The organism is Nitrosomonas sp. (genome assembly GCF_040256045.1).
Lineage (GTDB): Bacteria > Pseudomonadota > Gammaproteobacteria > Burkholderiales > Nitrosomonadaceae > Nitrosomonas.
In genome coordinates, this window is record NZ_JBDZWD010000010.1 from 28,870 (window position 1) to 53,256 (window position 24,387).

General features: G+C 49.8%; 20 protein-coding genes and 1 pseudogene. 8 read left to right on the forward strand and 13 right to left on the reverse strand.

What is annotated here, in order from left to right:
• The first annotated feature begins 11 nt into the window (after positions 1–11).
• Positions 12–707, forward strand: coding sequence for an orotidine-5'-phosphate decarboxylase (gene pyrF / locus ABUL11_RS03390; protein ID WP_350282455.1), 696 nt, complete (start codon positions 12–14; stop codon positions 705–707).
• Here pyrF and ABUL11_RS03395 read toward each other — a convergent pair.
• From ABUL11_RS03395 to ABUL11_RS03420, 6 genes are all read right to left on the reverse strand, one after another.
• Positions 702–1,754, reverse strand: coding sequence for a phytoene/squalene synthase family protein (locus ABUL11_RS03395; RefSeq protein WP_350282456.1), 1,053 nt, complete (start codon positions 1,752–1,754; stop codon positions 702–704). The two genes, pyrF and ABUL11_RS03395, sit on opposite strands and share 6 nt — an antisense overlap.
• Before the next feature lie 9 nt (positions 1,755–1,763).
• Positions 1,764–3,017, reverse strand: coding sequence for a diaminopimelate decarboxylase (lysA, locus tag ABUL11_RS03400; RefSeq protein ID WP_350282457.1), 1,254 nt, complete (start codon positions 3,015–3,017; stop codon positions 1,764–1,766).
• Positions 3,014–3,139 carry an LPS translocon maturation chaperone LptM gene (lptM, locus tag ABUL11_RS03405; RefSeq protein ID WP_350282458.1) on the reverse strand — a complete coding sequence of 42 codons (126 nt, stop codon included), beginning with the start codon at positions 3,137–3,139 and terminating at the stop codon, positions 3,014–3,016. Before lptM ends, lysA begins: the two co-directional genes overlap by 4 nt.
• Positions 3,140–3,229: 90 nt before the next feature.
• On the reverse strand, positions 3,230–3,847 hold the full coding sequence (locus tag ABUL11_RS03410) for an ABC-type transport auxiliary lipoprotein family protein (RefSeq protein ID WP_350282459.1): 618 nt from the start codon (positions 3,845–3,847) through the stop codon (positions 3,230–3,232).
• Positions 3,844–4,752, reverse strand: a complete 909-nt coding sequence (locus ABUL11_RS03415) for an MlaD family protein (protein ID WP_350282460.1) — start codon at positions 4,750–4,752, stop codon at positions 3,844–3,846. The genes ABUL11_RS03410 and ABUL11_RS03415 overlap by 4 nt, the downstream gene beginning before the upstream one ends.
• A gap of 30 nt (positions 4,753–4,782) precedes the next feature.
• Positions 4,783–5,610, reverse strand: a complete 828-nt coding sequence (locus tag ABUL11_RS03420; protein ID WP_350282474.1) for an inositol monophosphatase family protein — start codon at positions 5,608–5,610, stop codon at positions 4,783–4,785.
• A 45-nt stretch (positions 5,611–5,655) separates the two neighbouring features.
• Between ABUL11_RS03420 and ABUL11_RS03425 the strand changes: the two genes are divergently transcribed.
• Positions 5,656–6,393 carry an RNA methyltransferase gene (locus tag ABUL11_RS03425; RefSeq protein ID WP_350282461.1) on the forward strand — a complete coding sequence of 246 codons (738 nt, stop codon included), beginning with the start codon at positions 5,656–5,658 and terminating at the stop codon, positions 6,391–6,393.
• Between the two features lie 87 nt (positions 6,394–6,480).
• Here ABUL11_RS03425 and ABUL11_RS03430 read toward each other — a convergent pair whose 3' ends face one another.
• Positions 6,481–7,095 carry a glutathione S-transferase gene (locus tag ABUL11_RS03430; protein ID WP_350282462.1) on the reverse strand — a complete coding sequence of 205 codons (615 nt, stop codon included), beginning with the start codon at positions 7,093–7,095 and terminating at the stop codon, positions 6,481–6,483.
• Positions 7,096–7,221: 126 nt separating this feature from the next.
• On the opposite strand from ABUL11_RS03430, the gene purB reads away from it, so the two are divergent.
• The 4 genes from purB (at position 7,222) to dnaJ (ending at position 12,622) form a co-directional block, all read left to right on the forward strand.
• Positions 7,222–8,598, forward strand: a complete 1,377-nt coding sequence (gene purB, locus ABUL11_RS03435; protein ID WP_350282463.1) for an adenylosuccinate lyase — start codon at positions 7,222–7,224, stop codon at positions 8,596–8,598.
• 135 nt (positions 8,599–8,733) lie between these two features.
• The gene (gene grpE / locus ABUL11_RS03440) at positions 8,734–9,321 is read left to right on the forward strand and encodes a nucleotide exchange factor GrpE (RefSeq protein WP_011112482.1); all 588 of its coding nucleotides are present in this window, start codon (positions 8,734–8,736) and stop codon (positions 9,319–9,321) included.
• Between the two features lie 61 nt (positions 9,322–9,382).
• On the forward strand, positions 9,383–11,317 hold the full coding sequence (dnaK, locus tag ABUL11_RS03445; RefSeq protein ID WP_350282464.1) for a molecular chaperone DnaK: 1,935 nt from the start codon (positions 9,383–9,385) through the stop codon (positions 11,315–11,317).
• A 198-nt stretch (positions 11,318–11,515) separates the two neighbouring features.
• A complete protein-coding gene (gene dnaJ, locus ABUL11_RS03450; protein ID WP_350282465.1) occupies positions 11,516–12,622 on the forward strand; it encodes a molecular chaperone DnaJ in 1,107 nt (368 codons plus the stop codon).
• Positions 12,623–12,725: 103 nt separating this feature from the next.
• Here dnaJ and ABUL11_RS03455 read toward each other — a convergent pair whose 3' ends face one another.
• From ABUL11_RS03455 to ABUL11_RS03475, 5 genes are all read right to left on the reverse strand, one after another.
• The gene (locus tag ABUL11_RS03455; protein WP_350282466.1) at positions 12,726–15,998 is read right to left on the reverse strand and encodes a mechanosensitive ion channel domain-containing protein; all 3,273 of its coding nucleotides are present in this window, start codon (positions 15,996–15,998) and stop codon (positions 12,726–12,728) included.
• Between the two features lie 335 nt (positions 15,999–16,333).
• Positions 16,334–16,900: a TetR/AcrR family transcriptional regulator gene (locus ABUL11_RS03460; protein ID WP_350282467.1), complete on the reverse strand. Its 567-nt coding sequence runs from the start codon at positions 16,898–16,900 to the stop codon at positions 16,334–16,336.
• A 101-nt stretch (positions 16,901–17,001) separates the two neighbouring features.
• Positions 17,002–18,186 carry a flavin-containing monooxygenase gene (locus ABUL11_RS03465; RefSeq protein ID WP_350282468.1) on the reverse strand — a complete coding sequence of 395 codons (1,185 nt, stop codon included), beginning with the start codon at positions 18,184–18,186 and terminating at the stop codon, positions 17,002–17,004.
• 50 nt (positions 18,187–18,236) lie between these two features.
• Positions 18,237–18,779 carry an OsmC family protein gene (locus ABUL11_RS03470; RefSeq protein ID WP_350282469.1) on the reverse strand — a complete coding sequence of 181 codons (543 nt, stop codon included), beginning with the start codon at positions 18,777–18,779 and terminating at the stop codon, positions 18,237–18,239.
• Positions 18,780–19,093: 314 nt separating this feature from the next.
• Positions 19,094–19,285, reverse strand: coding sequence for a hypothetical protein (locus tag ABUL11_RS03475; protein WP_350282470.1), 192 nt, complete (start codon positions 19,283–19,285; stop codon positions 19,094–19,096).
• A 195-nt stretch (positions 19,286–19,480) separates the two neighbouring features.
• Between ABUL11_RS03475 and ABUL11_RS03480 the strand changes: the two genes are divergently transcribed.
• Positions 19,481–19,792, forward strand: a complete 312-nt coding sequence (locus tag ABUL11_RS03480) for a fluoride efflux transporter FluC (RefSeq protein WP_350282471.1) — start codon at positions 19,481–19,483, stop codon at positions 19,790–19,792.
• Between the two features lie 124 nt (positions 19,793–19,916).
• Positions 19,917–23,417, forward strand: coding sequence for an SNF2-related protein (locus ABUL11_RS03485; protein WP_350282472.1), 3,501 nt, complete (start codon positions 19,917–19,919; stop codon positions 23,415–23,417).
• 56 nt (positions 23,418–23,473) lie between these two features.
• Here the strand turns inward: ABUL11_RS03485 and ABUL11_RS03490 are convergent.
• Positions 23,474–24,052, reverse strand: a pseudogene (locus ABUL11_RS03490) (IS66 family transposase zinc-finger binding domain-containing protein); the annotation flags it as partial.
• Positions 24,053–24,387: the final 335 nt, after the last annotated feature.

Consider the following 24,387-nt stretch of genomic DNA (forward strand, 5'->3'; position numbering starts at 1 on the left):
TCTTCAGTGGTATGAATGACCCGCGTATCATCGTTGCACTGGATTTTCCCGATCAGTGTACAGCATTGAATTTTGCCGCCGGACTGGATAGTACGCTTTGCCGGGTCAAGGTTGGGAAAGAGCTGTTTACTCTGGCGGGTCCGCAATTGGTCGAGAAATTGATGAAACTGGGTTTCGATGTATTTCTCGATCTGAAATTCCATGATATTCCCAATACGGTTGCTGCAGCTTGCAGTGCTGCGTCAAGCCTTGGTGTATGGATGGTCAATGTACACGCGCTGGGAGGGAGTAAAATGCTGCTTGCAGCCCGACAGGCCCTGGATGGGAAAAGAACCAGACTCATTGCCGTTACTCTGCTTACCAGTCTGAATCAGGATGATTTGAGCGAGCTGGGCATAGCCGATACACCGGAAATGATGGTGCAGCGACTGGCTCTGCTTGCCCAGCGTTGTGGTCTGGATGGCGTAGTTTGTTCAGCGCTGGAAGCGGTGAGTCTGAGAGAAGTGACTGGTGAGGATTTTTGTCTGGTCACTCCGGGTATCCGATCATTTGGTGACGGTAACGATGATCAGGCGAGGATTGCAACACCGGCAATGGCAATACGTAGTGGGGCCAGCTATCTTGTGATCGGCAGACCCATCACCCGATCACCGGATCCGCTCGGAGCACTCCGTCGATTCAATGACGAGGTCGCTTCAGTTTTATGATCGGACAATCTGTACTTCTGGCAGATTCCTGGATGATATTGCAAAAATTTTCCTGAGTGCCCAATCCTGACTGGCTAAGAGGCTGGTAATCAGGACGGTTGCTCTAACACTCCGGCGAGAGATTTTTACTTCTCTTCCCGTTATAAAATCCCGTTTGTGGTTGATTTTGTTTAGGGTCAATACTGCCATGCCGATTGCCCATAGGCAGAATCGGCGTACCCCGGTTTCATGTGACGGAATCAGGCAGGTGTAGGCCAGGGCGTTCTGCAAGTGTGTCTTGGCGATCCCGATCAGGGTGCCTAGACCGGCATGGAAACCTCGCTCGGAGCAACCTGGCTGTAAATCGTTCAGATCAAACCCTTCCTGCAGGAAAATATCTCTTGGCAGCCAGCAGGCACCCCGTTTTCTGTCTTCCCAGATATCTTTCAGGATATTGGTCATTTGCAATCCTTGTCCAAAAGAGACTGATAATTGCATCAGCGTCGGTTTGTGCTGGTTGATTTCCGGAGAGTAGTCACAGAACAGTTCGGTCAGCATTTCCCCGACGACACCGGCAACATGGTAGCAATAGCGATCCATCTCGGCCAGATTCTCGAGCCCCGACAGAGATTCGCTTTCCTGGTATGCGGCCATTCCCTGCCCCATAATACGTATGCAGCGTTCCAGTGCCTGGCGCTGCACCGGGTTGAAGCTGTGAGTCATGCGTATGACGGAAGGAGTATGTTTGATGAGATCGTGTTCCGCTGGAATGGTATGTTCCGAAAGCAGGGGATACAGGGCTCGGGCAAATGTTTCCGCCTCGACTGTTCCACTGACGACCTTGATAAACATTTCAGCCAGTTCGCGTGTTTGCTCCAGTGTCAGCGCACTGTCATCTTCAACAGTATCGACTATGCGACATAACAGGTAGGCGTTCCCTACCACCTCACGCAACGCTGGCGGCAGTTGCGGGATGGTCAGTGCAAAAGTGCGCGATACGCCCTGTAGTATGTGTTTCTGGTAGTGCACATCGTCGAGTGTGGCAATGTTCGACATGGTTGGAGTCATATGCAAATTTCAGGTGGGCAGCTTTTCCAGAGCATACAGATCTTCCACTGTTTCACGCGCGCGGATGAGATGCACCGTGCTGCCATCCACCATGACTTCAGCTGCGCGTGGACGGGTATTGTAATTGGAACTCATGCTCATGCCATAGGCCCCGGCGGACATGACTGCCAGCAAATCGTTTTTTGTCAGCACCAGGTTACGATCATGGCCGAGAAAATCACCGGTTTCACAAACAGGCCCGACGATCTGGTAAGTTTGCATTTCCCCGGTGCGTTTGGCGACTGGCAGGATTGAGTGGTAAGCCTGATATAAAGCTGGCCTCAGCATGTCGTTCATGGCCGCATCGACAATGGCGAAATTGCGGTGCGCTGTATGTTTGAGATAATGTACCCGGGTCAACAGCAGTCCGGCGTTGCCCACCATCGAACGACCGGGTTCGATGAGCAATTGCTGCGGATAGTTTTTTGCGGCCGTACAGAGTGCTTTGATGTAGGCTTCTATCGAAGGTGGGGACTCTCGGTCATAACGAATTCCCAGTCCTCCACCCAGATCAAGATGTTTGATAGTGACGCCTGTCGCTTGCAGGCGTGACAGTAAATCGAGCATTTTATCGGCTGCTTCGATGAAGGGTGCAATTTCAGTCAATTGTGAACCGATATGGCAATCTAGTCCGGAGACCTGGATATGGGGAAGCTGGTGTGCCAGTGAATAGATTCGTTCAGCCTCAGCAGCCGGGATGCCAAATTTGTTTTCCTTCATTCCTGTCGAAATATAAGGGTGGGTATTGGCATCCACGTCCGGGTTGACACGCAGACTGATCGGCGCGATTTTTCCCATCTGTCCGGCAATTTCATTCAGTACCATCAACTCCATTTCCGATTCCACATTGAAACAGAGAATATTGGCAGCCAGCGCGGCACGAATTTCCTCAAGTGTTTTACCCACCCCGGAGAAAACCGTTTTTTGCGGATTGCCACCTGCTTTCAATATACGCTGCAATTCTCCACCAGAGACGATATCGAAACCACTACCGAGGCACGCAAGCAGATTCAATATGGCAAGATTCGAATTGGCTTTTACCGCATAGCAGATCAGATGATCCCGTTGTCCGAATGCATAATCGAAAGCCTGGTAAGTCGTACGGATTGTTGCGCTCGAATAAACATAGCAAGGGGTACCAAATTCAGAGGCAATCTCTGTCAGCGGTACCGATTCTGCAAAAAGCTGGTTATCACGGTATTCAAATGAGCTGAAGCTGCTCATGGCTTTTCCTGTGTATTATTTTTAACGGGAGGTGGATTTTGCGGAAGATAAAGGGGACCTTTATGGCCACAGGCTGACAGGAACAAGTGTAATAAAAGGATCAGGCCAAGTATGCGTATCATGGAATGGCCGAGAATATAAACGGGAAATCGGCCGGTTTTGTAGAATATGAGATAAATATCAGGTCAACGATCATAATGTCGGAAGTACGGTCATGAGTGAGCGCTGGTGAGCCACTGTACCAGCTCGTCCAGCAAGTTGTCACTCACCAGTATGAAAGCAGCAACGGCGCCTGCGGCGTCAGCAGTCTGCGTCGGCCGTTCTCCCGTGAAACTCCGTTGTGCAATCGGTAATCGCGCGTTTGGCTCGTATAAAGAGGCTCTCAATCGGATGACGACTTGGCTGTCGTTTTGTGCATGAAAAACCTGAGTGAATTCGCCCAACTCGATTTTTAACAGATAGTTTGCAGGTGCATGGTTTTCTTTGTTTTTATCGCCCTTCTTCCAGTTGATGGTATGGCTTGCAAAATATTGTCTGAAGCGTTCGGTTAACAATTTTGCTGGTGGTGCCGTCCAGCGACTGCCACTATAAGCATAGATGCGGGCGGGATCATGATAAGCAAGTCTGTAATGGATTGATTGGGTATCCAGCCAGACGGGTGCGCTGACATCTATAACCTGGATGATCGTTTGTGAGAGCCCGGATGAGCCGGCAACCGTTACAGCCGCCACTGGACCAAGATCGTAAATCGAGACGGGTGCCAGTGTTTTGGGTGTCAATGTACACCCCGTAAGTAGAACGGCTAAAAACACAGCAGAAAATTTCATCATCGTTTTTCCGGCTTAGGCGGCGAAAATCCTGGTTCACCCGGGCCTGGCAAGGCAGGTGGTTTGCCAAATACCAGGCTCTGTGGATGATCTTCCAGCAGATTCAGCAATTGATCCAACTTGTGAGTACTTTGTGTAATGGCCAGGCTTGTTTCGTTCAGACTGGCGAGGGTGCGGGTCATCTCCAGAGAACCCTGAGTCAGGTTGTCTACCAGTCCTTGCTGCTGGTTAAGTTTTTGCAAAACCTGGCTGGTATTTTCCATAACCTGACGGGTTTGTTTGAATGTCGAAGTGAATTCGCTGCTCAACTGCGGTAATGTTTGCAACCCTTCCTGAAGCTGTCCGGTCAGTGTGTCGTAGTGCTGGACGGTTTGTTCCAGGTGACTCAGAATATTGCTTATATGCGTCTGATTCTGTTCATTTAGCAGACCGCTTATTTGTCTGATAGCCATATTCGAATTTTTCAGGATCTCTTCCAGGGAATCGGAAAGTGTCTTGATCAGTGAAGATCTGAGCGGGATGCGCGCTTCATTTTGCAGAGGTTCAGTTTCTGCGTCGGCTATATCATCATTCAGTTCGATATAAGTCAAGCCGGTAATACCCTGGCTTGCCAGTTGCGCATAGATATCCCCCGGAAGAATTACATTATGATTGACGGCGATACGTACAATGATATTACGGATATTCTCCCTGTCGAAGTAAATCTCCTCAACTTTTCCGACATTGACACCGCGGTAACGGACTGACGCTTCCGGGTTCAACCCGGATACCGCACCACCCGCAGAAACCAGAAAATAATGGTTATAACTGATGCTGTCGCGACTGAACCATTTGATTGCCATGACTGTTGTCACTCCCAGCAGGAGGATGAACAGGCCGGCAGCTAATGCATGTGCTCGATTTTCCATCAGATTTTCAGCAATAGTTCGACTGTGAAACTATTCGACTGGCTCGCGATTTTCAGCGATAAGCTGTTCGGTCAGATGCGGAGCAATAATCTGCAGCAGTTGGGCAAAAACTTTGGGATTGCCCGCAACGATCTGTCCACTTTGCATATAGCACCCGTTACCTTCAAAATCGCCAACCATACCACCTGCTTCCAGAATGAGCAGGCATCCGGCGGCGATATCCCATGGCGCCAAGCCGGTTTCCCAGAAGCCATCGTAACGCCCTGCCGCCACATAGGCGAGATCCAGTGCTGCAGAGCCTGGGCGACGTATACCCGCTGTTTTGGGCATCATGTCCCTGAATATAGCCAGGTAGGCTTCTATATGAGTAAAATCCCGGAACGGAAATCCAGTACCGATCAGGCATTCCCCTAACTGCACACGCTTGCTGACACGAATGCGATGGTCGTTGAGAAACGCACCGCTACCGCGGCTGGCGGTAAACAACTCATCTTTCACCGGATCGTAGACGACCGCTTGTGTCAGAACTCCCCGGTGCAGCAGTGCAATCGAAACACTATATTTGGGGAATCCATGTAAAAAATTGGTAGTACCGTCCAGCGGATCGATGATCCACTGATATTCCGGTTTAGGGGTATTTTCTCTGGCGCCACTTTCTTCTGCTAGAATTGAATGGTCAGGGTATGCGTCCAGCAAGATTTTGATAATGGCATCTTCAGCAGCTTTATCCACCTCGCTCACAAAATCACTGTGCGCCTTGCGTGTAATAGTCAATCGTTCCAGATTCATCGAGGCGCGGTTGATAATACTGCCGGCACGGCGGGCAGCCTTGACCGCAATAGTAAGCATGGGGTGCATGGCAAAAAACTTGAGAAACAATGACTGGAAAGTCACTATTCTAATATGAATCCAGTCTTGCCGCTCGATAATGTCCGGATCGTGCTCAGCCATACCAGCCATCCGGGTAATATCGGTGCAACTGCTCGGGCTATGAAAACCATGGGCCTGAGCCAGCTTTATCTCGTCAATCCGAAATCTTTTCCTGACCGGGAAGCGGATGCCCGAGCTTCCAATGCACGCGATATTCTTGAATCCGCATGCGTATGCACCAGTCTGGAGGAAGCGATGGGGGATACTTTCCTGGCTGCTGCGCTGACGGCGCGTTCTCGAGATCTGTCGCATCCAACCTGCAATGCCAGACGGGCCGCCATCGAACTGATCCAGTATGCGCATCATCATCCGGTGGCATTGCTGTTCGGCCGGGAAAGTGCCGGACTCACCTCGGCAGAAATCAGTCATTGCCAGTTGACTGTACAGATTCCGGCTAATCCTGCCTACTCTTCGCTTAATCTGGCGGCTGCGGTACAGATTATGGCTTATGAGCTGCGTATGGTTCTTGAAGAAGCGGGGGGTGTAGAGGATAATCCACGGTTATCTGAACCAGCCAGCCTACAGGAGATCGAGGGTTTACACCACCATCTGGAGGAGGTTATGGTTCAAAGTGGATTTCTTGATCCGGTTCAACCGAAACGCTTGATGCGCCGAATGCGTCGCCTGTTTGCGCGCACCCGGCTGGAAAAGGAAGAAGTGAATATTCTGCGAGGCCTGCTGACTGCGGTCAACCCGCATAAATCGACCTGAAGGCTGACATTTATCCCACCGCAGCGGAGGAAAATGTGGAATGCCCGGATGCCTTAACCTGCTGGCATTCCTTGCCGTTTCAGCCAGTCAATTGGGTGCAACAGTTGTTTTGAATGACTGACGTTCTGCCAGCTTGTCTGCCAGACGGACGAGATTAGGATAAGTATCGCGCCATTTGACTGCGGGGAAACGGGCATCCAGATAACCGAATGCGCAGCCCAGTGCGATATCGGCCAGCGTCATGGATTCACCTTCACACCACGGTTTGTCACCCAGTTCGGCGGCGATGGCGTGTAATCCCTGATCGATCTTTTTCTGTTGGCGTTCGATCCACTCCTGACTTTGTTGTGATTCCGGCCGCTTCCATTCAAGATAAATAGCCACACACGCATCGATGATGCCATCCGCGAGCGCTTCCCAGCGTTTGACGCGAAGTCGTTGCGGTCCGGCCGCTGGGATCAGACGGCCTGACTCGGGGCCATTCAGATCATCCAGATACTCAACGATTACGCGAGAATCAAACAGAATATATCCATCATCCATGATCAGAGCGGGCACTTTACCCAGAGGATTGACTTGTGCGACTCGGGTATCGGGGCTGAATGGCGGGTCATTGGTAAATTCATGGTCGATGCCTTTTTCGCCCAGCACGATGCGCACCTTGCGCACATACGGGCTGGTCAGTGATCCAATAAGTTTCATTGTGCTGTCCTTTTTGTTTTTGAAATATTGACTGTGCGATTCTATCCCAGCCGGGGTGCGATAGCGAGCTGTGTTAGAATGCGCGCTCCCGATTGATGAAGAATGCCTGAATTTAAACAATAATTTATGGAAATCTCGACACTTCTTGCACTTTCTCCGCTGGATGGGCGGTATCAGCAGAAGGTGGCAGCCTTGCGACCCTTTTTTAGTGAATATGCATTGATTCGCAACCGGATTCATGTGGAAATTGAATGGTTCAAGGCATTGGGTAATACTCCGGCCTTGACAGGGGCGTCCTCTTTATCTATCGGCGCTGTCGTGCAGTTGGATCAGCTTGTGGAGAATTTTTCCGTAACGGATGCAGAAGCCGTCAAATCGATCGAGACGCGAACCAATCATGACGTGAAGGCTGTGGAATACTGGTTGAAGGAAAAACTGGCCGGAGATCAGGAGACGGCGGCAATTTCTGAATTCGTGCATTTTGCCTGTACTTCCGAGGATATCAATAATCTTTCACATGGCCTGATGCTCAAACATAGTCGAGATCAGGTCATGCTCCCCGCGCTCGATGAAGTCATCAAAAGACTTGCTGTCCTGGCCAGAGATCTGGCGGATCTCCCGATGCTTGCTCGTACCCATGGGCAGGCAGCCACCCCCACGACCCTGGGTAAGGAAATAGCTAATTTTGTTTATCGGTTACGAGGAGCGCGCGAGCGGCTTGCAGCCGTGGTTATGACTGGAAAAATCAATGGAGCAGTGGGTAACTACAATGCGCACATGGTTGCTTTTCCTGATTTCGACTGGGAATCTTTTGCGCGATCTTTCGTCGAAAAGCTCGGTATGAGTTTCAATCCATATACCACTCAGATTGAACCGCATGACACTATGGCAGAGCTGTTTGATGCCTATGTCCGTATCAATACGATTCTTCTCGATCTGAACCGCGATATCTGGAGCTACATTTCACTGGGCTACTTCAGGCAGAAAACCAGAGCAGATGAAGTCGGTTCTTCCACCATGCCACATAAAGTGAATCCAATCGATTTTGAGAATTCGGAAGGGAATCTCGGTATTGCCAATGCGCTGCTCAAACATTTGAGTGAAAAACTTCCTGTCTCACGCTGGCAGCGCGATCTCACCGATTCGACCGTATTGCGCAATATGGGTGTGGCGCTTGGTCATACCCTACTGGCTTATGATTCATGTCTCAAAGGGCTCGGAAAGTTGCAGGCGGATCCGGCACGTCTGTCGGAGGATTTGCAGAATGCCTGGGAAGTCCTGGCCGAACCGATTCAGACAGTAATGCGCCGTTATGGGGTAGCCAATCCCTACGAACAGCTCAAGGCATTAACGCGCGGAAAAACAGGAATCGACCGTACCACACTTCAGCAATTCATCGCGCAACTCGATATTCCGGCCGCCGAGAAAGACCGCCTGCTGCAACTTACTCCCTGGGGTTATATCGGCCTGGCAGCGCGCCTGGCAAGGGATATTGGAGATTGATTCCAGTATCGCATCATTTCTGCCACTCATTTGCACCCATTGGGTTTGAGTACGACTCAAATATCTTTTTTCGGATCAGGGGTTGAAAAAGAAATATCGGCCCCAATATCACCGACACCGTAACAGGAGGAATCTATGCAGGAGCCACACGATCAAGAACCTATCGAGAAACAGAAACTGCCGGGAATGGATGATGTGCTGGAAACAGAGCATTCCGGTACAGTGGCAGGGAATACAGAGCGTGCGGGAGAAGATGCCGCACCCAGTCTTGAGCAGCAACTGAAAGAAGCAGAAATCAGGGCAGCCGAGCATCACGATGCCTGGTTGCGCGCCAAAGCGGAAACCGAAAATATCCGCAAACGGGCGCAGACAGATATTGCCAGCGCACACAAGTATGCTATCGATAATTTTTCTGTCCAGTTACTGGCTGTGATGGACAGTCTGGACGCCGCACTGGCAACGGAGAATTCCACCCTTGAAAATCTGCGGGATGGTGTGGAGCTGACACGCAAGCAGCTTGCGGCAGTTTTTGAGAAATTCAATATCCACACCATTGATCCGCAAGGAGAAAAATTCGATCCACATCAGCACGAGGCCATGTGTGCAGTTGAATCGGATTTTGCACCTAACACAGTCATACAAGTCATGCAAAAAGGTTATATGTTGCACGATCGGGTAATTCGTCCCGCTATGGTGACTGTTTCAAAGGCCAAGGGTACTTGAGATTTTCAGGAGAGCCCCCATTTACGCTACAGGATAAATTTCAATTCATAAAGGACATACTATGGCAAAAATAATTGGCATCGACCTTGGGACTACCAACTCATGCGTTGCCGTCATGGAAGGCAACAAACCCAAGGTCATTGAAAATGCCGAAGGTACAAGAACGACACCGTCGATTGTTGCCTATGCGGAAGACAATGAAATTCTGGTAGGGGCATCAGCCAAGCGTCAGGCAGTCACCAATCCGGAAAATACCCTGTTTGCGATCAAACGGCTGATTGGCCGCCGTTTCGATGAAGAAGTAGTGCAAAAGGATATCAGTATGACACCCTACAAAATCGTGCGTGCTGATAACAATGATGCCTGGATAGAAGTACGTGGAAGGAAAATCGCGCCACCGGAAGTTTCGGCACAAGTGTTGATGAAGATGAAGAAAACGGCTGAAGATTATCTGGGCGAGCCGGTTACAGAAGCCGTCATCACCGTTCCGGCATATTTCAACGATTCTCAGCGTCAGGCGACCAAGGATGCAGGCCGTATTGCGGGGCTGGAAGTCAAACGTATCATCAATGAGCCAACTGCCGCTGCACTCGCATTTGGTCTGGATAAAAAAGAAGGTGATCGTAAAATCGCAGTATACGATCTGGGTGGAGGTACGTTTGATATTTCGATCATCGAAATCGCAGAAGTTGAAGGCGAACACCAGTTCGAAGTATTGGCAACCAATGGTGATACTTTCCTCGGGGGTGAAGATTTCGACTCCAGAGTGATTGAATATCTGGTGGATGAGTTCAGGAAAGAGAGCGGCATTGATCTGAAAAAAGATATGCTGGCGTTGCAGCGACTCAAGGATGCAGCAGAAAAAGCCAAAATCGAGCTGTCTTCCAGCCAGCAGACTGAAGTGAATCTGCCCTATATCACGGCAGATGCATCAGGTCCAAAACACTTGGCTGTCAAGATCACGCGTGCCAAGCTGGAGAGTCTGGTCGAAGAACTGATCGAGCGTACTGCGGGTCCTTGCCGGACTGCGCTTAAAGATGCAGGCCTATCGGTTTCCGATATAGATGACGTCATTCTGGTCGGTGGGCAGACCCGTATGCCGAAAGTCCAGGAGAAGGTCAAGGAAATCTTTGGCAAAGAGCCGCGCAAAGATGTTAATCCTGATGAGGCGGTTGCCATCGGTGCTGCGATCCAGGGCGGGGTGTTGAAAGGAGATGTCAAGGATGTACTGCTGCTGGATGTGACTCCACTGTCATTGGGAATCGAAACACTGGGTGGTGTCATGACCAAGCTGATACAGAAGAACACTACTATTCCGACCAAGGCGCAGCAGGTATTCTCAACGGCGGACGATAACCAGACAGCAGTGACCATCCATGTATTGCAGGGTGAGCGGGAAGTGGCTTCCGGCAATAAAAGTTTGGGCCAGTTCAACTTGACCGATATTCCGTCAGCACCTCGCGGAATGCCGCAGATTGAGGTGACTTTCGACATCGATGCCAACGGTATTCTGCATGTTTCGGCTAAAGACAAGGCAACTGGCAAGGAAAATAAGATCAAAATCCAGGCAAGCTCTGGGTTGTCTGAAGATGAAATCCAGAAAATGGTAAAAGATGCCGAGGCGCATGCGGAAGAAGACAAAAAAGCACTGGAGCTGGTTAACAGCCGTAACCAGTGTGATGCCATGATTCATTCAGTCAAAAAATCACTGGTGGAATATGGAGACAAGCTGGAAGGCGATGAAAAATCCAGAATCGAGGCAGCGTTGAAAGAAGCTGAGGAAGCGCTCAAATCCGAGGACAAACAGACGATCGATACTAAAACCCAGGCGTTAACCGAGGCTTCACACAAACTGGCTGAGAAGATGTATACCCAGGAACAAGCGCAGGCTGGCCAGCAGGCGGGTGCTGGGACCGCATCCGATCAGTCCCAGGAGAAACCGGTTGAAGGCGAAGTTGTCGATGCTGAGTTCGAGGAAGTCAAGGATAAAAAATGATTCCCGGATCGCAGGCTTGGTAGCGGCATAACTTACCACCCTGCTAAAGAAGAATAAACGCAGAGGAAAAGGGGAGAAAAGTTCTTCTCTTTGCCTCTGCGTTATACGTTTAACATTGTAAATTTGACCAGAGAGAGCCGGTAATCTGGACATGAATGCCAAAAGTATCTGCGTAATTTTTACCAGCAGGAATTTTTTATGAGTCAGAGTGATTATTATGAAGTGCTCGGTGTAGGCCGAGATGCGGACGAGAACGAGCTGAAGAAGGCATACCGGAAACTAGCGATGAAATATCATCCTGACCGCAATGCGGGTGATACCAAGGCCGAGGAACGATTCAAGAATATTAAAGAAGCCTATGAAGTCCTGTCTGATCCGAATAAACGGGCTGCCTATGACCAGTTTGGCCATGCCGGCCTGAATGGCGGGATGGGTGGTGCGGGTGCACAGGGGTTCAGTGATGCCTTCAGCGATATTTTCAGCGATCTTTTTGGAATGCGCGGAGGACGCTCCAGTGTTCATCGCGGAGCCGATCTGCGTTATAACCTGGAAATTACACTGGAACAGGCAGCTCGCGGTGCCGAAACCCAGATTCGTATCCCCAGGCAGGAAATTTGTGATACCTGTCATGGTAGTGGGGCAAAACCTGGCACTTCACCTAAAACCTGTCCTGTTTGTAATGGACATGGCCAGATTCGTATGCAACAAGGCTTTTTCTCGATTCAGCAAACTTGTTCACATTGCCAGGGCAGCGGTAAAGTTGTTTCTGATCCCTGCGGGGACTGCCATGGGGCGGGACGGGTCAAGCGTCAGAAAACGTTGTCGGTCAGGATTCCTGCCGGTGTGGATGAAGGTGATAGCATTCGGCTGACGGGAGAAGGTGAAGCGGGAGCAAACAATGGACAGGCCGGTGATCTGTATATTGTCATTCATCTTGCCAGTCATCCGGTTTTCCAGAGGGAAGGCAATCATTTGCACTGCGAAATCCCGATCAGTTTCACAGTAGCCGCTTTAGGCGGGGAAATCGAAGTACCTACGCTTGATGGCCATGCTCGTATCAAGGTACCGGCAGGAACTCAGACCGGAAAAATTTTCCGTTTGCGCAGCAAAGGAATAACTGGTGTACGCAATCAATCCACAGGCGATTTGCTTTGTCATGTTGCGGTGGAAACACCGGTTGATCTGACAGCACGGCAGAAAGAGCTGCTGGAGGAATTCGAATCGATCAGCCAAAAAGATGACTCACGCCATCATCCGCGTGCGAAATCCTGGATGGAGAAAGCACGCGAATTTTTCGCAGAATGATGCGTATCTCTGTTTTATAGGCCATATTGCGGTTTCTGCCTGACTTTGTTGTGGGGGTCGGGCAGAACTTTGTTCTGGTTATATCTGTTTGCCGTCAATAAATTTATGGTGATACAAGCTGAATCCCTTCCTCTACAAAGCGACGGTTGATTTCCAGATGTAGTTGATGGATGAGTTTTACCCTGTCCGAGATCTGGCCAACGAAAACCCGTAATTCGAAGTTCAAGGCATTACTGCTAAATTCCAGAAGCAGTGCGCTGGGTTCCGGATCCCGTAAAACCATGGGATGATCTTTTGCGATTTCCAGCAATAGAGCGCTGACCTTGCCACAATCCGAACCGTAGGCAATACGCACAGGGATAATCAGGCGGGTAATCTGGTCACTCAATGTCCAGTTGGTCAGCTGCTGGGTGATGAATATCTTGTTGGGTACCACGACTTCCTTGCGGTCACTATCGATCAGCGTAGTAGCACGAATATGAATTTTACTGACAGTGCCGCTGGTATTGTTCAGTGTGATCATGTCACCAATTCTGATGGGGCGCTCGAACAGCAGAATCAGACCGGATACGAAATTGGCAAACACTTCCTGCAGGCCAAAACCCAGCCCGACACTCAGCGCCGCTACCAGCCACTGTATATTTGACCATTCCATTCCCAGCTTCTGCAGCGTCACCATGATGCCGATGATCACAATCGAGTATTTGAGCAGCGTGGTAATGGCATAGCCCGTCCCGGGATTGAGCGACAAATGTCGCAACACCAGCAGCTCGAGTGTACCAGGCAGATTGTGTGCGGCAATCATGGCCAGACTCAGTACAATGAGCGCAACCAGCAGAGTTTGCAACGTAATCGGCCGCATGATGACTTCGCCATCGATTTCAACTGAGGTGCGCCAGATGGTAATTTTTTCCAGGAAACTGAGTGCAGGCAGTACATCTATCCAGATAAAGCCAAGTCCCGTGATCAGCAACGCCCAGATACTGATTTTCAATACGGTGGCTGACTGTTTGCTGATGGTTTTGACGTCGATATAGTTGTCATCCAGCAGATCGGCTTCACTTTTGCCTGTCGCGGTACGCTGAGCTAATATCTCTTCCCGTTTTTCGACTGCGCGCTCGAATGCGATTCTGCGTTGGATGATCAGCAGACTGCGAAAGCTGACAAAAAAGATCAGTGTGCAGAATATGATCCAGCTTATCGACTGAAATACGAGCAGATACTGATAAATGGCAGCAAAATAATAACCAATGGCTGCCATGATAATCATTCCGATCTGCAACACGAACAGGAGTGTCATCCAGAATCTGGGGTTGAGCATCAGATAGAATGATTCCCCGCGATAAAGGGCCTTGCCTGAACGCGTGACCGCTATCCAGCCCGAAGCGAACACTGCAAGTATCAGGCATAACAGAATGAAAGTCAGCCGGCCAAAGCCATTACGAACGAGATCATCATCCAACGCATCGGTGAAGGCGATGATGAGGCACAGCAACGCCACGATAGGCGCAAAACGTCTGATATCCCGGTACATTTTGTCGACCAGTTTTTCGGAGCACTTGAACTGTCCGACCAGCAGTCCTTCCGGATGAAACAGCAACAATATGAACGACCAGATAAAGGCGGCAATTGCTGCTACGTGCAGGCTTGCCGAGAATGCATGGCCGATTTCCACATCGGTGCCGTAGCGCAGAATCACCGATGACAACTGGAAAGGCAGGTAAATACATCCCGATATCAGCAGTGCAGCCAGCAGCATGCCCACAGGGTATAACAGCCTGTCCTGGTTGACCTTGCCCAGTAAACTGTTTCCGGTCCGGGCCCAGGCGAGGTAATCGGACCAGTATGTATATCGGAAGATAGCGAATATCAACCCGAATACCGCATAAATGATCAAGATATTTTTCCATGTCGCATTGATTACTTTTTCGACCGCGGTTTGCGTTTTGCGCGAGGTTAACCAGGTGATGGCATCCTGAATATCCTGCACGACATCCATAGAAATGGATTCTGCGCTACGTGTTACCAGCAGATTTTCTTTCAGTAGCAGTTTGTGTTGGCTGATTTTCTCGATAAGTTGCTGCTGTATGGCGAGATGGAGCTGCAGTTCCTTGATATAGCCATGCAGTACCTGGGTAAACTGATCGATCATCTGCTCGCGAGACTGTTTTAGTTCATGGAATGCATTTATGATTTGCTGATAAGCGGGGGTATCGTCTGGCGGTATTTCTTCCCCGTTCATGATCTGCTTGAAATAGCCGGGCTCGTTCAACATTTGTAACTTTTCCTGCTCGAGCTGGAACAGCTCCAGTCTAGCACTGTTCAAGTCTTTTTCAGTTTGTTCTATGGCCGGCTCGACCATGATTTCCTTGAACTGCTTTCTGACTTCCGTTCCCAGCGCGGTATCTTCCACCTTGAGTTCGAGCCGTTGCTGCAGTGCCGCATAACTTTGCGTAATGAGAGCAAGGCGCTTCTCACTGCCGGTTTTCTGGTTGATCAACCGAGTTGAAAATTCGGCATAGCTACTCAGTTTCTTAGCCAGTGACTGGTTGTCCAGGGCATATTTCTCCAATCCCGGATATTGCCACGCTTTCTCAGCTAATAATTGATGGGATTTTTCAACTACCTGTTCGGTTTCAGCACGCTTTTGTCGATTGATCTCTTCGGCAAGTAACTCGGTTTCCTGTTCCAGTGCCTGAATCTTGGGTTGCAGAGAGAATTTTTCCTGAAGCGTAGTGATTTCTATGGCATTGGGCAATACTAATGCTTCCAGTTCCAGCATGCGTGTTTTGTCGGTCAGCGCCTGTAATTGTGCTTCCCGATAGTTTTCCAGTGCAGTAAGTATCTTTTTATCTGTCGTTTTGCGGATTTCGGGAGAATCTTCCGTCAGTTCTGCTCGTAAAGTGTTGATGGACGCCAGTTCTTCCCGTACGGTGACTGCACGTTGGCGCAGCTTGGAAATCTCGGCTATCAGTTTCTGCTGCTGATTCTGCAAATCCGAGAGATTGGCTTGTGTAGTGATATTGCGTCGCTCCAGTTCTTCTGAAGACAGTTTTGCCAGTTTCTCCGGGGCAACTGCCGTAGTAGCAGGAGGGGTGCTTTTCTTCAGGTTTTCCAGCTGTTTAGGATATTTCTCTAGCTGCTGGGAATAATTTGCTGTTTTTTTCAGGTATTCCTGATGATCGAGCAATACCTGCTGGTGATCATTGAAAATTTCCTGCAGATGCTTTTTCTGGGGCGTTTCTTCACCTTTGTTCAGTGATTCGAGTTTGGCTTGGATCGCCTGGAGCTCCTCATCCAGCTCGCTGGCATGACCTGGGCCCGTGCTTATTACGACCAGTAAAATGAAAACAATGATGCGAATTAATCCATTCATGTAGTAATTGCGTTTATGTGTCAGATTTTTGACAAAAATCCGTCAGATCAATTTTTTCCTGATCGGTTGTCGAAGTTTATGGTTCTTTTGCTGCTGAAGAGTAATTTCAGGCCCAAAATTTTTTTGATAGGGCATCCAGATGATACCGATGGCCAGACGACATCCGGAAGGGCAGAAATTCTATTGCCGAGTTATTGTCGGCTAACATATCAAGAACCGGTCAGTGTCTTATTCGGCAATACTGGCCGGTTCTGTAGAGTTTAATAGCTGAAATTTAACAGTCAATCGCTTGATTCACGAATAGATATACGACCTGATATTTGGGCAGAAGAAATTTATTGAGCGTTACGTAAAATATCTCCCGCAGCCAGTTTGCCTATATGGGCAATTTCACTGTTAGCGGTGACCATAGCTGTTACGATTGTGCCATCAATCAGCAAGTTCAGTTTTTCCGTGACCATTTCAGGGTTCTGTGCACCGCTCGCTGCTACCATTGCCTGGAGTTTTGCAGTGATTTTCTCTCTATGGCTGTTGGCAACTTCCTGTATCCAGCCATTGCTCTTTTCATGTTCGGCGACAGCGTTGATAAATACACAACCGAAAAAATCCTCATTGTTGAACCAGTCACGCATTAAATCGAACAGTGCCAGAATACGCTCGGTTGATGAGCATTCCATGTGTGGAAGATCGCAGTCGAACCAGCGAAACCATATATTTGCCTCTGCTTCAAATACGGCCTTGAGCAGATTCTCCTTCGAGCCATAGTGGGTATAGAGGCTGCGCCGGGATACGCCGGATTCCTCAATGATTCTGGCAATTCCCGTGGCGTGAATGCCTACCTGGCAGAACAGGCGACGTGCCGTCTGCAGGATCTTTTCCTCAACTGAAATTTTTCTGGCCATGGTTGTCGGTGTAATCGGAGAAGCTGGTATTCATTATGAAAGCAATTAATCGACACTGTACCGGACAATAGCAATAACATAAAAATTTTCACAGGCTATATTTACTTTGCTCCCAATTGTTTGCCGAGTTTCCGAGCAATTTTACCGGCTTCCAGTCGGATTTCACGCAACTGGCCACTGAGCGGATTGACCTGCCCGATGAAATAAAGGCGCGGCGCTTCTTCGAATTCCTGATCACCCGAAATTTTTGATCTGCCTTTCTCGTCTGTAATGCCGGGTATCTGGATCAGCTCGGGAAAACCGGTACGAAATCCGGTTCCTGCGACGATGACATCGGGTTGCAGAGTTGTGGTGGCCTGGTCACTATTCAGCGCACTTTCAACTGTGCTGAGCACTTCTACTATCCCACCCGATATTTTCTGCACTGGCCCGACGATCTTGATGCGGCCGCTGCGGACGTCATCAGTAAAAGGGCCATAAAGAATCGGCACTACGTTATTGATGGCGTATTGTTCCGACATTGGCATAGTGGGGGAGGGCAGTCCGTAAACGGATAAATCTCCGATCATGGTACGTCGCAGAAGATTGAGCAGACCATCTACTAGTGCTCTTGGCAGGTACCTCGTCCATACTCCGATACCGATAAGGGGTATGCCATAAATACTTTTGGGCAGGACTTGCGGCGGTGTTCTGACGGACATGGCTACTGAATCGGCATATTCCGCCAGTCTGCTGGCAATTTCGGCAGCCGAATTACCACTACCGATTACCAGCACATGTTTGCCCGCATAATCTTGGGCATTTTTGAAGTGTGCGGAATGAATGATTGTTCCAGTGAAGGTGTTTTTACCTTCCCATTCAGGAATGACTGGAATGCGATTGGCACCTGCTGCAATGATAACCGCGCGAGATTCAAACTGTCGGCCATTGTTGCTCGTGATCAGCCAGATATCACGCTCACGGTCATAACTGACTTTTTCGATCTCGATACCAGTCTGTACCGTGTACCCTCCACGTGCGGGAAAAGTTTCGAGCAGCGATACAACTTCGTCACGTGAAGGCCATCCGCCGGTTGATAGCGGGAATTTGCTGCCGGATAAAGCTGAGAAGAAGCGGCCCGAATTCAGGCGCAGGCCATCATAATGATTTCGCCAGACATCTCCCACTGCAGGAGTGCGTTCCAGCACTAGCGGGGTGAAACCTGCCTTGGTCAGTTCATATGCAGCCGACAGGCCGGCCGGACCGGCACCCACTATTGCCACATCATGGATATCGCTGGTGTTCATCGTTATCTCCTCTCGGTTTCAATCAAAAAGTCTGGCGGAGATGGATCTGTCTATTTTGGCTGTTGATGAATTTCGATATTGACTGGTACCGGCCGCATAATGGTGTCTGGTATTGGTGCCGTGTGTCTCAACTTTTCCAGAAGTGCAGTCACCTTTTCCTGTGGTGCATCAGTCTGAATTTCTACGACCACGTTGATATCCTCAAACCCGGGATTGCCGGACTCTATTGCAAAAGCCGCACGAAAATTGACTCGCCCGGAAACATGTACGCGAAGAGATTCGACATTGATGCGAGCAGCAGATAATCCGCCAATATAAGAAGCAGTCAGGCAGTGGCCCACAGCAGTCAGCAGAAGATCCTGCGGAGTGATCCCCATGCTTTCGCCACCGTAGTGCGCAGGTTCATCGCCGACAATTATCTGTCCATCAGTGACATTTGAAGTAGTGTGATAGCCGCTATCCCATACAACCGTTGCCTGATACCGCGGTTTCGCAAGCTCACCGTTGCCTCCCTCTCTGATCTGATTCTGTATTGCAAAGGATTGCTCGATATTGATTCCATTGACAATCGTTTGGGTATCCGGGACAGCCATTGTTAAATCTCCAGGTAGCAGTTGCAATCAAAAGGCCGATCAAAAGAGGCAGATCAGAAGTAGACTGTTCGTTCTCTTTATGGCCGGATGATATACCGGGAATAATCGAATGACAAGGCCGAAAAAAAGGTCGTGGGGAGAACTATAAGCTAAGTAGGAATATATAATCCGATAACATTCAAGCAGACGGTTTTTATTGACTTGCAGATTTTGGGTTATGGTCTGGACAGACAGATCTGGGCTATAGACCAGCGCGACTGTACGCACTGACAGTTGGCTGCGATGCAGATCAGGCGTGGTGAAGCCTCCCGGCCTCACTGGTTCTTGAGCTCGTCGAAGGTGTTCTCCGCATCAGCCCGGTTGCGGTAGAGCTGGCCGAGTGTTCGTTGCCCACTTTGCCCCCGACCTCCATTACCAGATGCAGCCTGACCATCAGGTTTGCCGTTGAATGTGAGCCCGAATACGCCAAGTAAGGCCGATGTGCCGTGGATTCTGGATATCGACACGAAGATCAAACCGCTCTACGGCAAGCAGGAAGGCGCGGTAGTATCGTATAACCCGAAGAAGCCAGGTCGACCTTCGCATAGTTACACGCCTACCTGAGACCTGCCAGTATTTCGGCCGCACTGCATGTCTTCAACTGCGGTTTTAAGAATAATATAACAATGACGCCGATTTTTCTTGTTGCTTGAGGTGGTGCCATGGGCTCCGTCTTTCGTTATTTGCTATCCGGCTGGGTGCTTCACCATGCGGTAGGATGGAAGTTTCCTCCTGGTACTTTCACGGTAAATATCGTCGGCTGCCTTGTCATTGGAATCCTGAGCAGGCTCGTTGTGAAGCATAATGACTTTTTTTCAGCGGATACTCGTCTGTTTCTTTTCACTGGTGGTATCGGGGATACCATGTTTTCTGCATTCGGACTGGAAATTTTTTATCTGTTGCGCAGGGATGAAGTGCTGGTAGCTGGCAGTTACGTCATTTCCAGCATCATTGTTGGCCTGATTGCTTTGTGATTCGGATTCAGTGCTATCTCTGCCTGGGGCTAAAGTGATACCGGATAAGGTGCTTTGGCTGAGGGATAGCAGTGTCAGGTGGCAGGAATGCCTCTCATTTGTTTTTTAAATAGTTAGTTGATCAATGATAACGGCACATAGAGGCTATGGACAAACCTGGTGGGGGGCGCAGTGGCTTAATTCGCTTTCACAAATCGATTGTGACAACCGTTTGCCACGCGGGCGAAGTTATGCCAATAAAGGGGCAGTCACAAAAATTGAGATTCAGCATGGAAAAATTCGTGCCAGGGTAAAGGGCTCCTATCCACAACCCTACAGTGTGCAGATCGAAGTGCCGCCGATACCTCGGCAGCAGGCCAAAGCATTACTGGATGTGTTGGCGCACGATCCTGTCATTATCTCGAAGATGCTTAACCGAGAGCTTGATCCCGCCGTTCTGGCACAAGCGAACAAGCTCGGAATCGATATTTTCCCGACACGCTGGAGTGATTTTTCCATGCGTTGTTCCTGCCCGGACTGGGCGGTTCCCTGCAAGCACCTGGCAGCGGTGATTTATCTGATCAGTCGGGAAATCGACGGCAATCCCTTTATGGTGTTTTCGTTGAAGGGTATCGATCTGATTCAGGAACTCAGAGCTCGTCATATTTCGATTGAACATGAAGCGAAAGCGACGCTACCGACAGTGGATAGCTTGCTGGATCAGGCACATCGGCATACGACATCGATTCCGGATACCATCAACCCGGAGGAGGATTACAGCACACTCGATTATTCTATTTTGCCTGATCTTGCTGCTTCCCTGGTGAGCGTATTGCCGGCAAGCCCTGCTTTTTTTCAGTCAGGTGATTTTCGTACTGTCTATGAAAAGGTGATGAAACGGGTGGTCAAACAAGCCCGACTTGCGCTGAAATCCGCCACAGAAACGAATAATGTGATACCGGCCTCTGCAGATACACCGCATATCGTACTGGATCGCGCGTATCAACCTGCGCTTACCGGGCTGGCGGGGTTGACACGCTGGTCGGATTGGGTGGCTGTTCTGCAACAGCTTACTGAAGCTGATTTACCGGATCTTCAGCCGGAAGTCGCAGCGTTGTACCATGTGCGCATGGCCAATCTGTATTTGCTGGCACAGGGCGCAGTCGTGCCGCAAATATTCGATGTGGATCAATCGGAAGTAGGTTTACGCTGGCTGCCAGCGATGCTGGATCAGACAGTGAACGCCTTGATCGGTCGGTTGGCGGTATTGTTGCCATCAGGATTATTGGCATATTTCAACGGTGAGCAGGAAGCCAATCTTTCCGGCGAAGTGCAGGCCATCGCGTTATGCAGTCTGTTTCTGAATGAGCTTATCCGCTATTGGAGTGATGCCAGGAGTGAGAGACTGCATGGCAATAAATCGTTTGATCTGTTTTTTAGCCGTGGCCGTGCTCGATTTGATGGGCCTGGTGAAGGGGAAACCGGTACCGGCATACAGCTGTGGCTGTCACGTTTTCATATTGGCCGACAGGCTTATGTACCGGTATTGCAGCTGGCGGAAGAGGGTGTCGGATTTTGTCTGTCGCTGGGTGTTGTGGCACGTGACCAGCCATTGCAGGAACCGGCACCATTTGCCCGTTTGCTTAAGGATGATGCATGGCAGGCACACCGCTACGGGGTGTTGCAAACGGTGTCGTTGCTGGCAGAATTTTTTCCAGCCTTCAACGATTATCTCAGTGCTGGCGCTGCTGTGCCGATAGCATTGAGTGCCGAGACTCTGCCTGCATTTCTGTTCGATACATTACCGGTTATCCGGTTGCTTGGGATACGCGCACTCCTGCCCAGGGCACTGGATTACATACTGCGGCCACGTTTGTCGATGAAGCTGTCAGGGAAAAATATTGGGAGTAGCGGTTATCTCAATACGGAGGATATCCTCGGTTTTGACTGGATCGTGGCGATCGGCAATACCCACCTGACCAGAGCCGAGTTTGAGGAACTGGTTGAAGCAGCTCACGGTATCGTGCGTTTCAGAGGTGAATATGTGTATCTCGAGCCCGCTGATATTGAGCAATTGCGCCTGCAACTGGAGAAACCGCCGCCTACTACTCCAGCCGAGTTATTGCGCATCGCCCTGAGCGAGGAATATCTCGGTACACCAGTCTCGCTGGATGCAAAAGCACGTGACATTATCCGTGAGCTCACCGAAATCGGCAGTGTGCCGCTGCCTGATGCACTCAACGCTTCTCTGCGGCCTTATCAGGAACGTGGCTATGTCTGGCTGTATCGCAATATTCGTGCCGGGTTCGGCAGCGTCATCGCTGATGATATGGGACTGGGCAAGACTCTTCAGGTGATCGTTACCCTGCTTAAACTCAAAGAAGAAGGGAGCCTGAACGAGGCAAAAGCACTGGTGATCGTCCCGACCAGCCTGTTGACCAACTGGACCAAAGAGATCACACGGTTTGCACCCACATTGACCGTGGGCATTTTTCATGGGAAGGAACGCTCACTGGAAAAAGAACGTCCGGATATATTGCTAACGACCTACGGCATGGTACGTACCGATCTGTCCAAGCTCAAGAAGCAGACTTGGCACATCGTCATCGTTGATGAGGCGCAGAACATCAAAAACTCTGCTGCTGCACAGACCAGGGCCGTTAAATCCATCCCTGCACCTGCCTTTGTTGCCTTGACGGGTACGCCTGTCGAAAACAGACTGGTTGAATACTGGAGCATCATGGATTTTGCCAATCGTGGATTTCTGGGTAATCTCACGCGTTTCACCAGAGAGTTTGCGGTCCCGATACAACAACACCATGACCAGCAGGTCGTCCAGCGCTTTAAGCGTGTCACCAGCCCATTTCTGCTGCGGCGGCTTAAATCGGACAAAAGTATCATCAGCGATTTGCCGGATAAAATTGAACAGAATCAATACTGTGAACTGACGAAAAAACAGGCCGCATTGTACGAGTCAGTCGTGCGTGAAGCTTTACGGGTGATCGATGGTGAGTCTGATGCTTTCAAGCGTCAGGGATTGGTACTGCAGATGATCATGGCTTTGAAACAGATCTGTAACCATCCTGTACAGTACCTTAAAACAGGTGAGATCGATGCCAGTTTGTCCGGTAAAGCGGAATTGTTTCTTGATCTGCTCGAACCGGTCTTTGCCGCCCATGAAAAAGTGCTCGTGTTTACGCAATTTCGTGAAGCTGGCGAGTTGCTGTCGGCATGGATCAAAGCACGGTTTGGACGTGAGCCACAATTTTTACATGGTGGCGTTACGCGAAAAGCACGCGATATCATGGTGGAGCGGTTTCAGAATGATCGTACCGAGCGCGTTTTTCTACTATCGTTGAAAGCGGGTGGTACGGGTCTCAACCTGACAGCCGCTGCCAATGTGATCCACTTCGACCTCTGGTGGAATCCTGCAGTTGAAGCACAGGCGACAGATCGGGCCTATCGTATCGGTCAGCAACATAACGTCCAGGTACATCGTCTAATTACCCGTGCCACATTCGAGGAACGCATCAATGATATGATCCAATCCAAACGTGATTTGGCAGATATGACTGTAGGTATCGGGGAAAAATGGATCGGAAATCTGAGTGATGCAGAACTGAAAGATGTGTTTAGTCTGGGGTAAGCAAAAAAATCTGGAAAAAAATTAATCTTCCAGGTTGGTGCCACTTTGGGGCAGGCAAGAATCGGGAGGACATGACGCTCAACCGTAAAAGTGCCAGGGGTGTAATCCAGCTTTTCGCTGATTTCATCACGCACAAACGTTAACCGGCAGCCACAGGGGCAGTTCTCATCGTGGGGTTCGTGACGGATCTCGATGTGTGGCAATTGCGGTGGTAATGCTGCCCGTTTGAGTGGATTGGGTTGACTGACAGAGTCAGATTCGGGGAAGAGGGCTGCAAGCTGCGTCTCGATCTCGGTATCCTCGTCAACAGCTTCTTCCAGCAGGCTGCCCTGCGCACCAGGCAGTAACTGTTCACCGCGCTTGCCAAACCGGAAACGGCGCAGTACTACAATTTCGAAGGTCAGCTTCTTATTCAGTGTCTTGCTCAGTACCAGCTCCTGGTCTTTGTCCTGAAGCGTTACCATGAGATTGACTGCCAGCACCCGCAGTTCACCAGCATCCATAGATTGCAGTAATTGAAGTACCTCGCAAGTCGTGGCAGGAGTGTGCCATGAATCCAGATCATCCGTGTCAGATGCAGTCAATGATTGCAGATTTGCCCAGGCGCTGCCACGGCAGACCCAATACCAGGGCATTGATCTGCTCTTCGGTCAAACGCATCCGCGTACCGACGGGTCCTGACCCCAATTTCCGTAGAGGCAAGCCGGTCAAGCTCAATGACTGTCTGATACAGCGCAGGTGCTGACTTACCAAGATTCACTCTTTTGGTCATACAACCTCCTTATGTTGCACGGATATAGCGGAGCTCATATAGATTGATTATAATTTATAGATGGCTTATCCCACTTCATTTCGCCGCAAAGTTTTATCTGTTCGAGAGCAGGAAGAGCTCACCATAGTGCAAACGGCAGCCCATTTTTGTGTAGGAATTGCCAGCGTGACACGCTGGATAAAAAATCCTGTTCCTCAG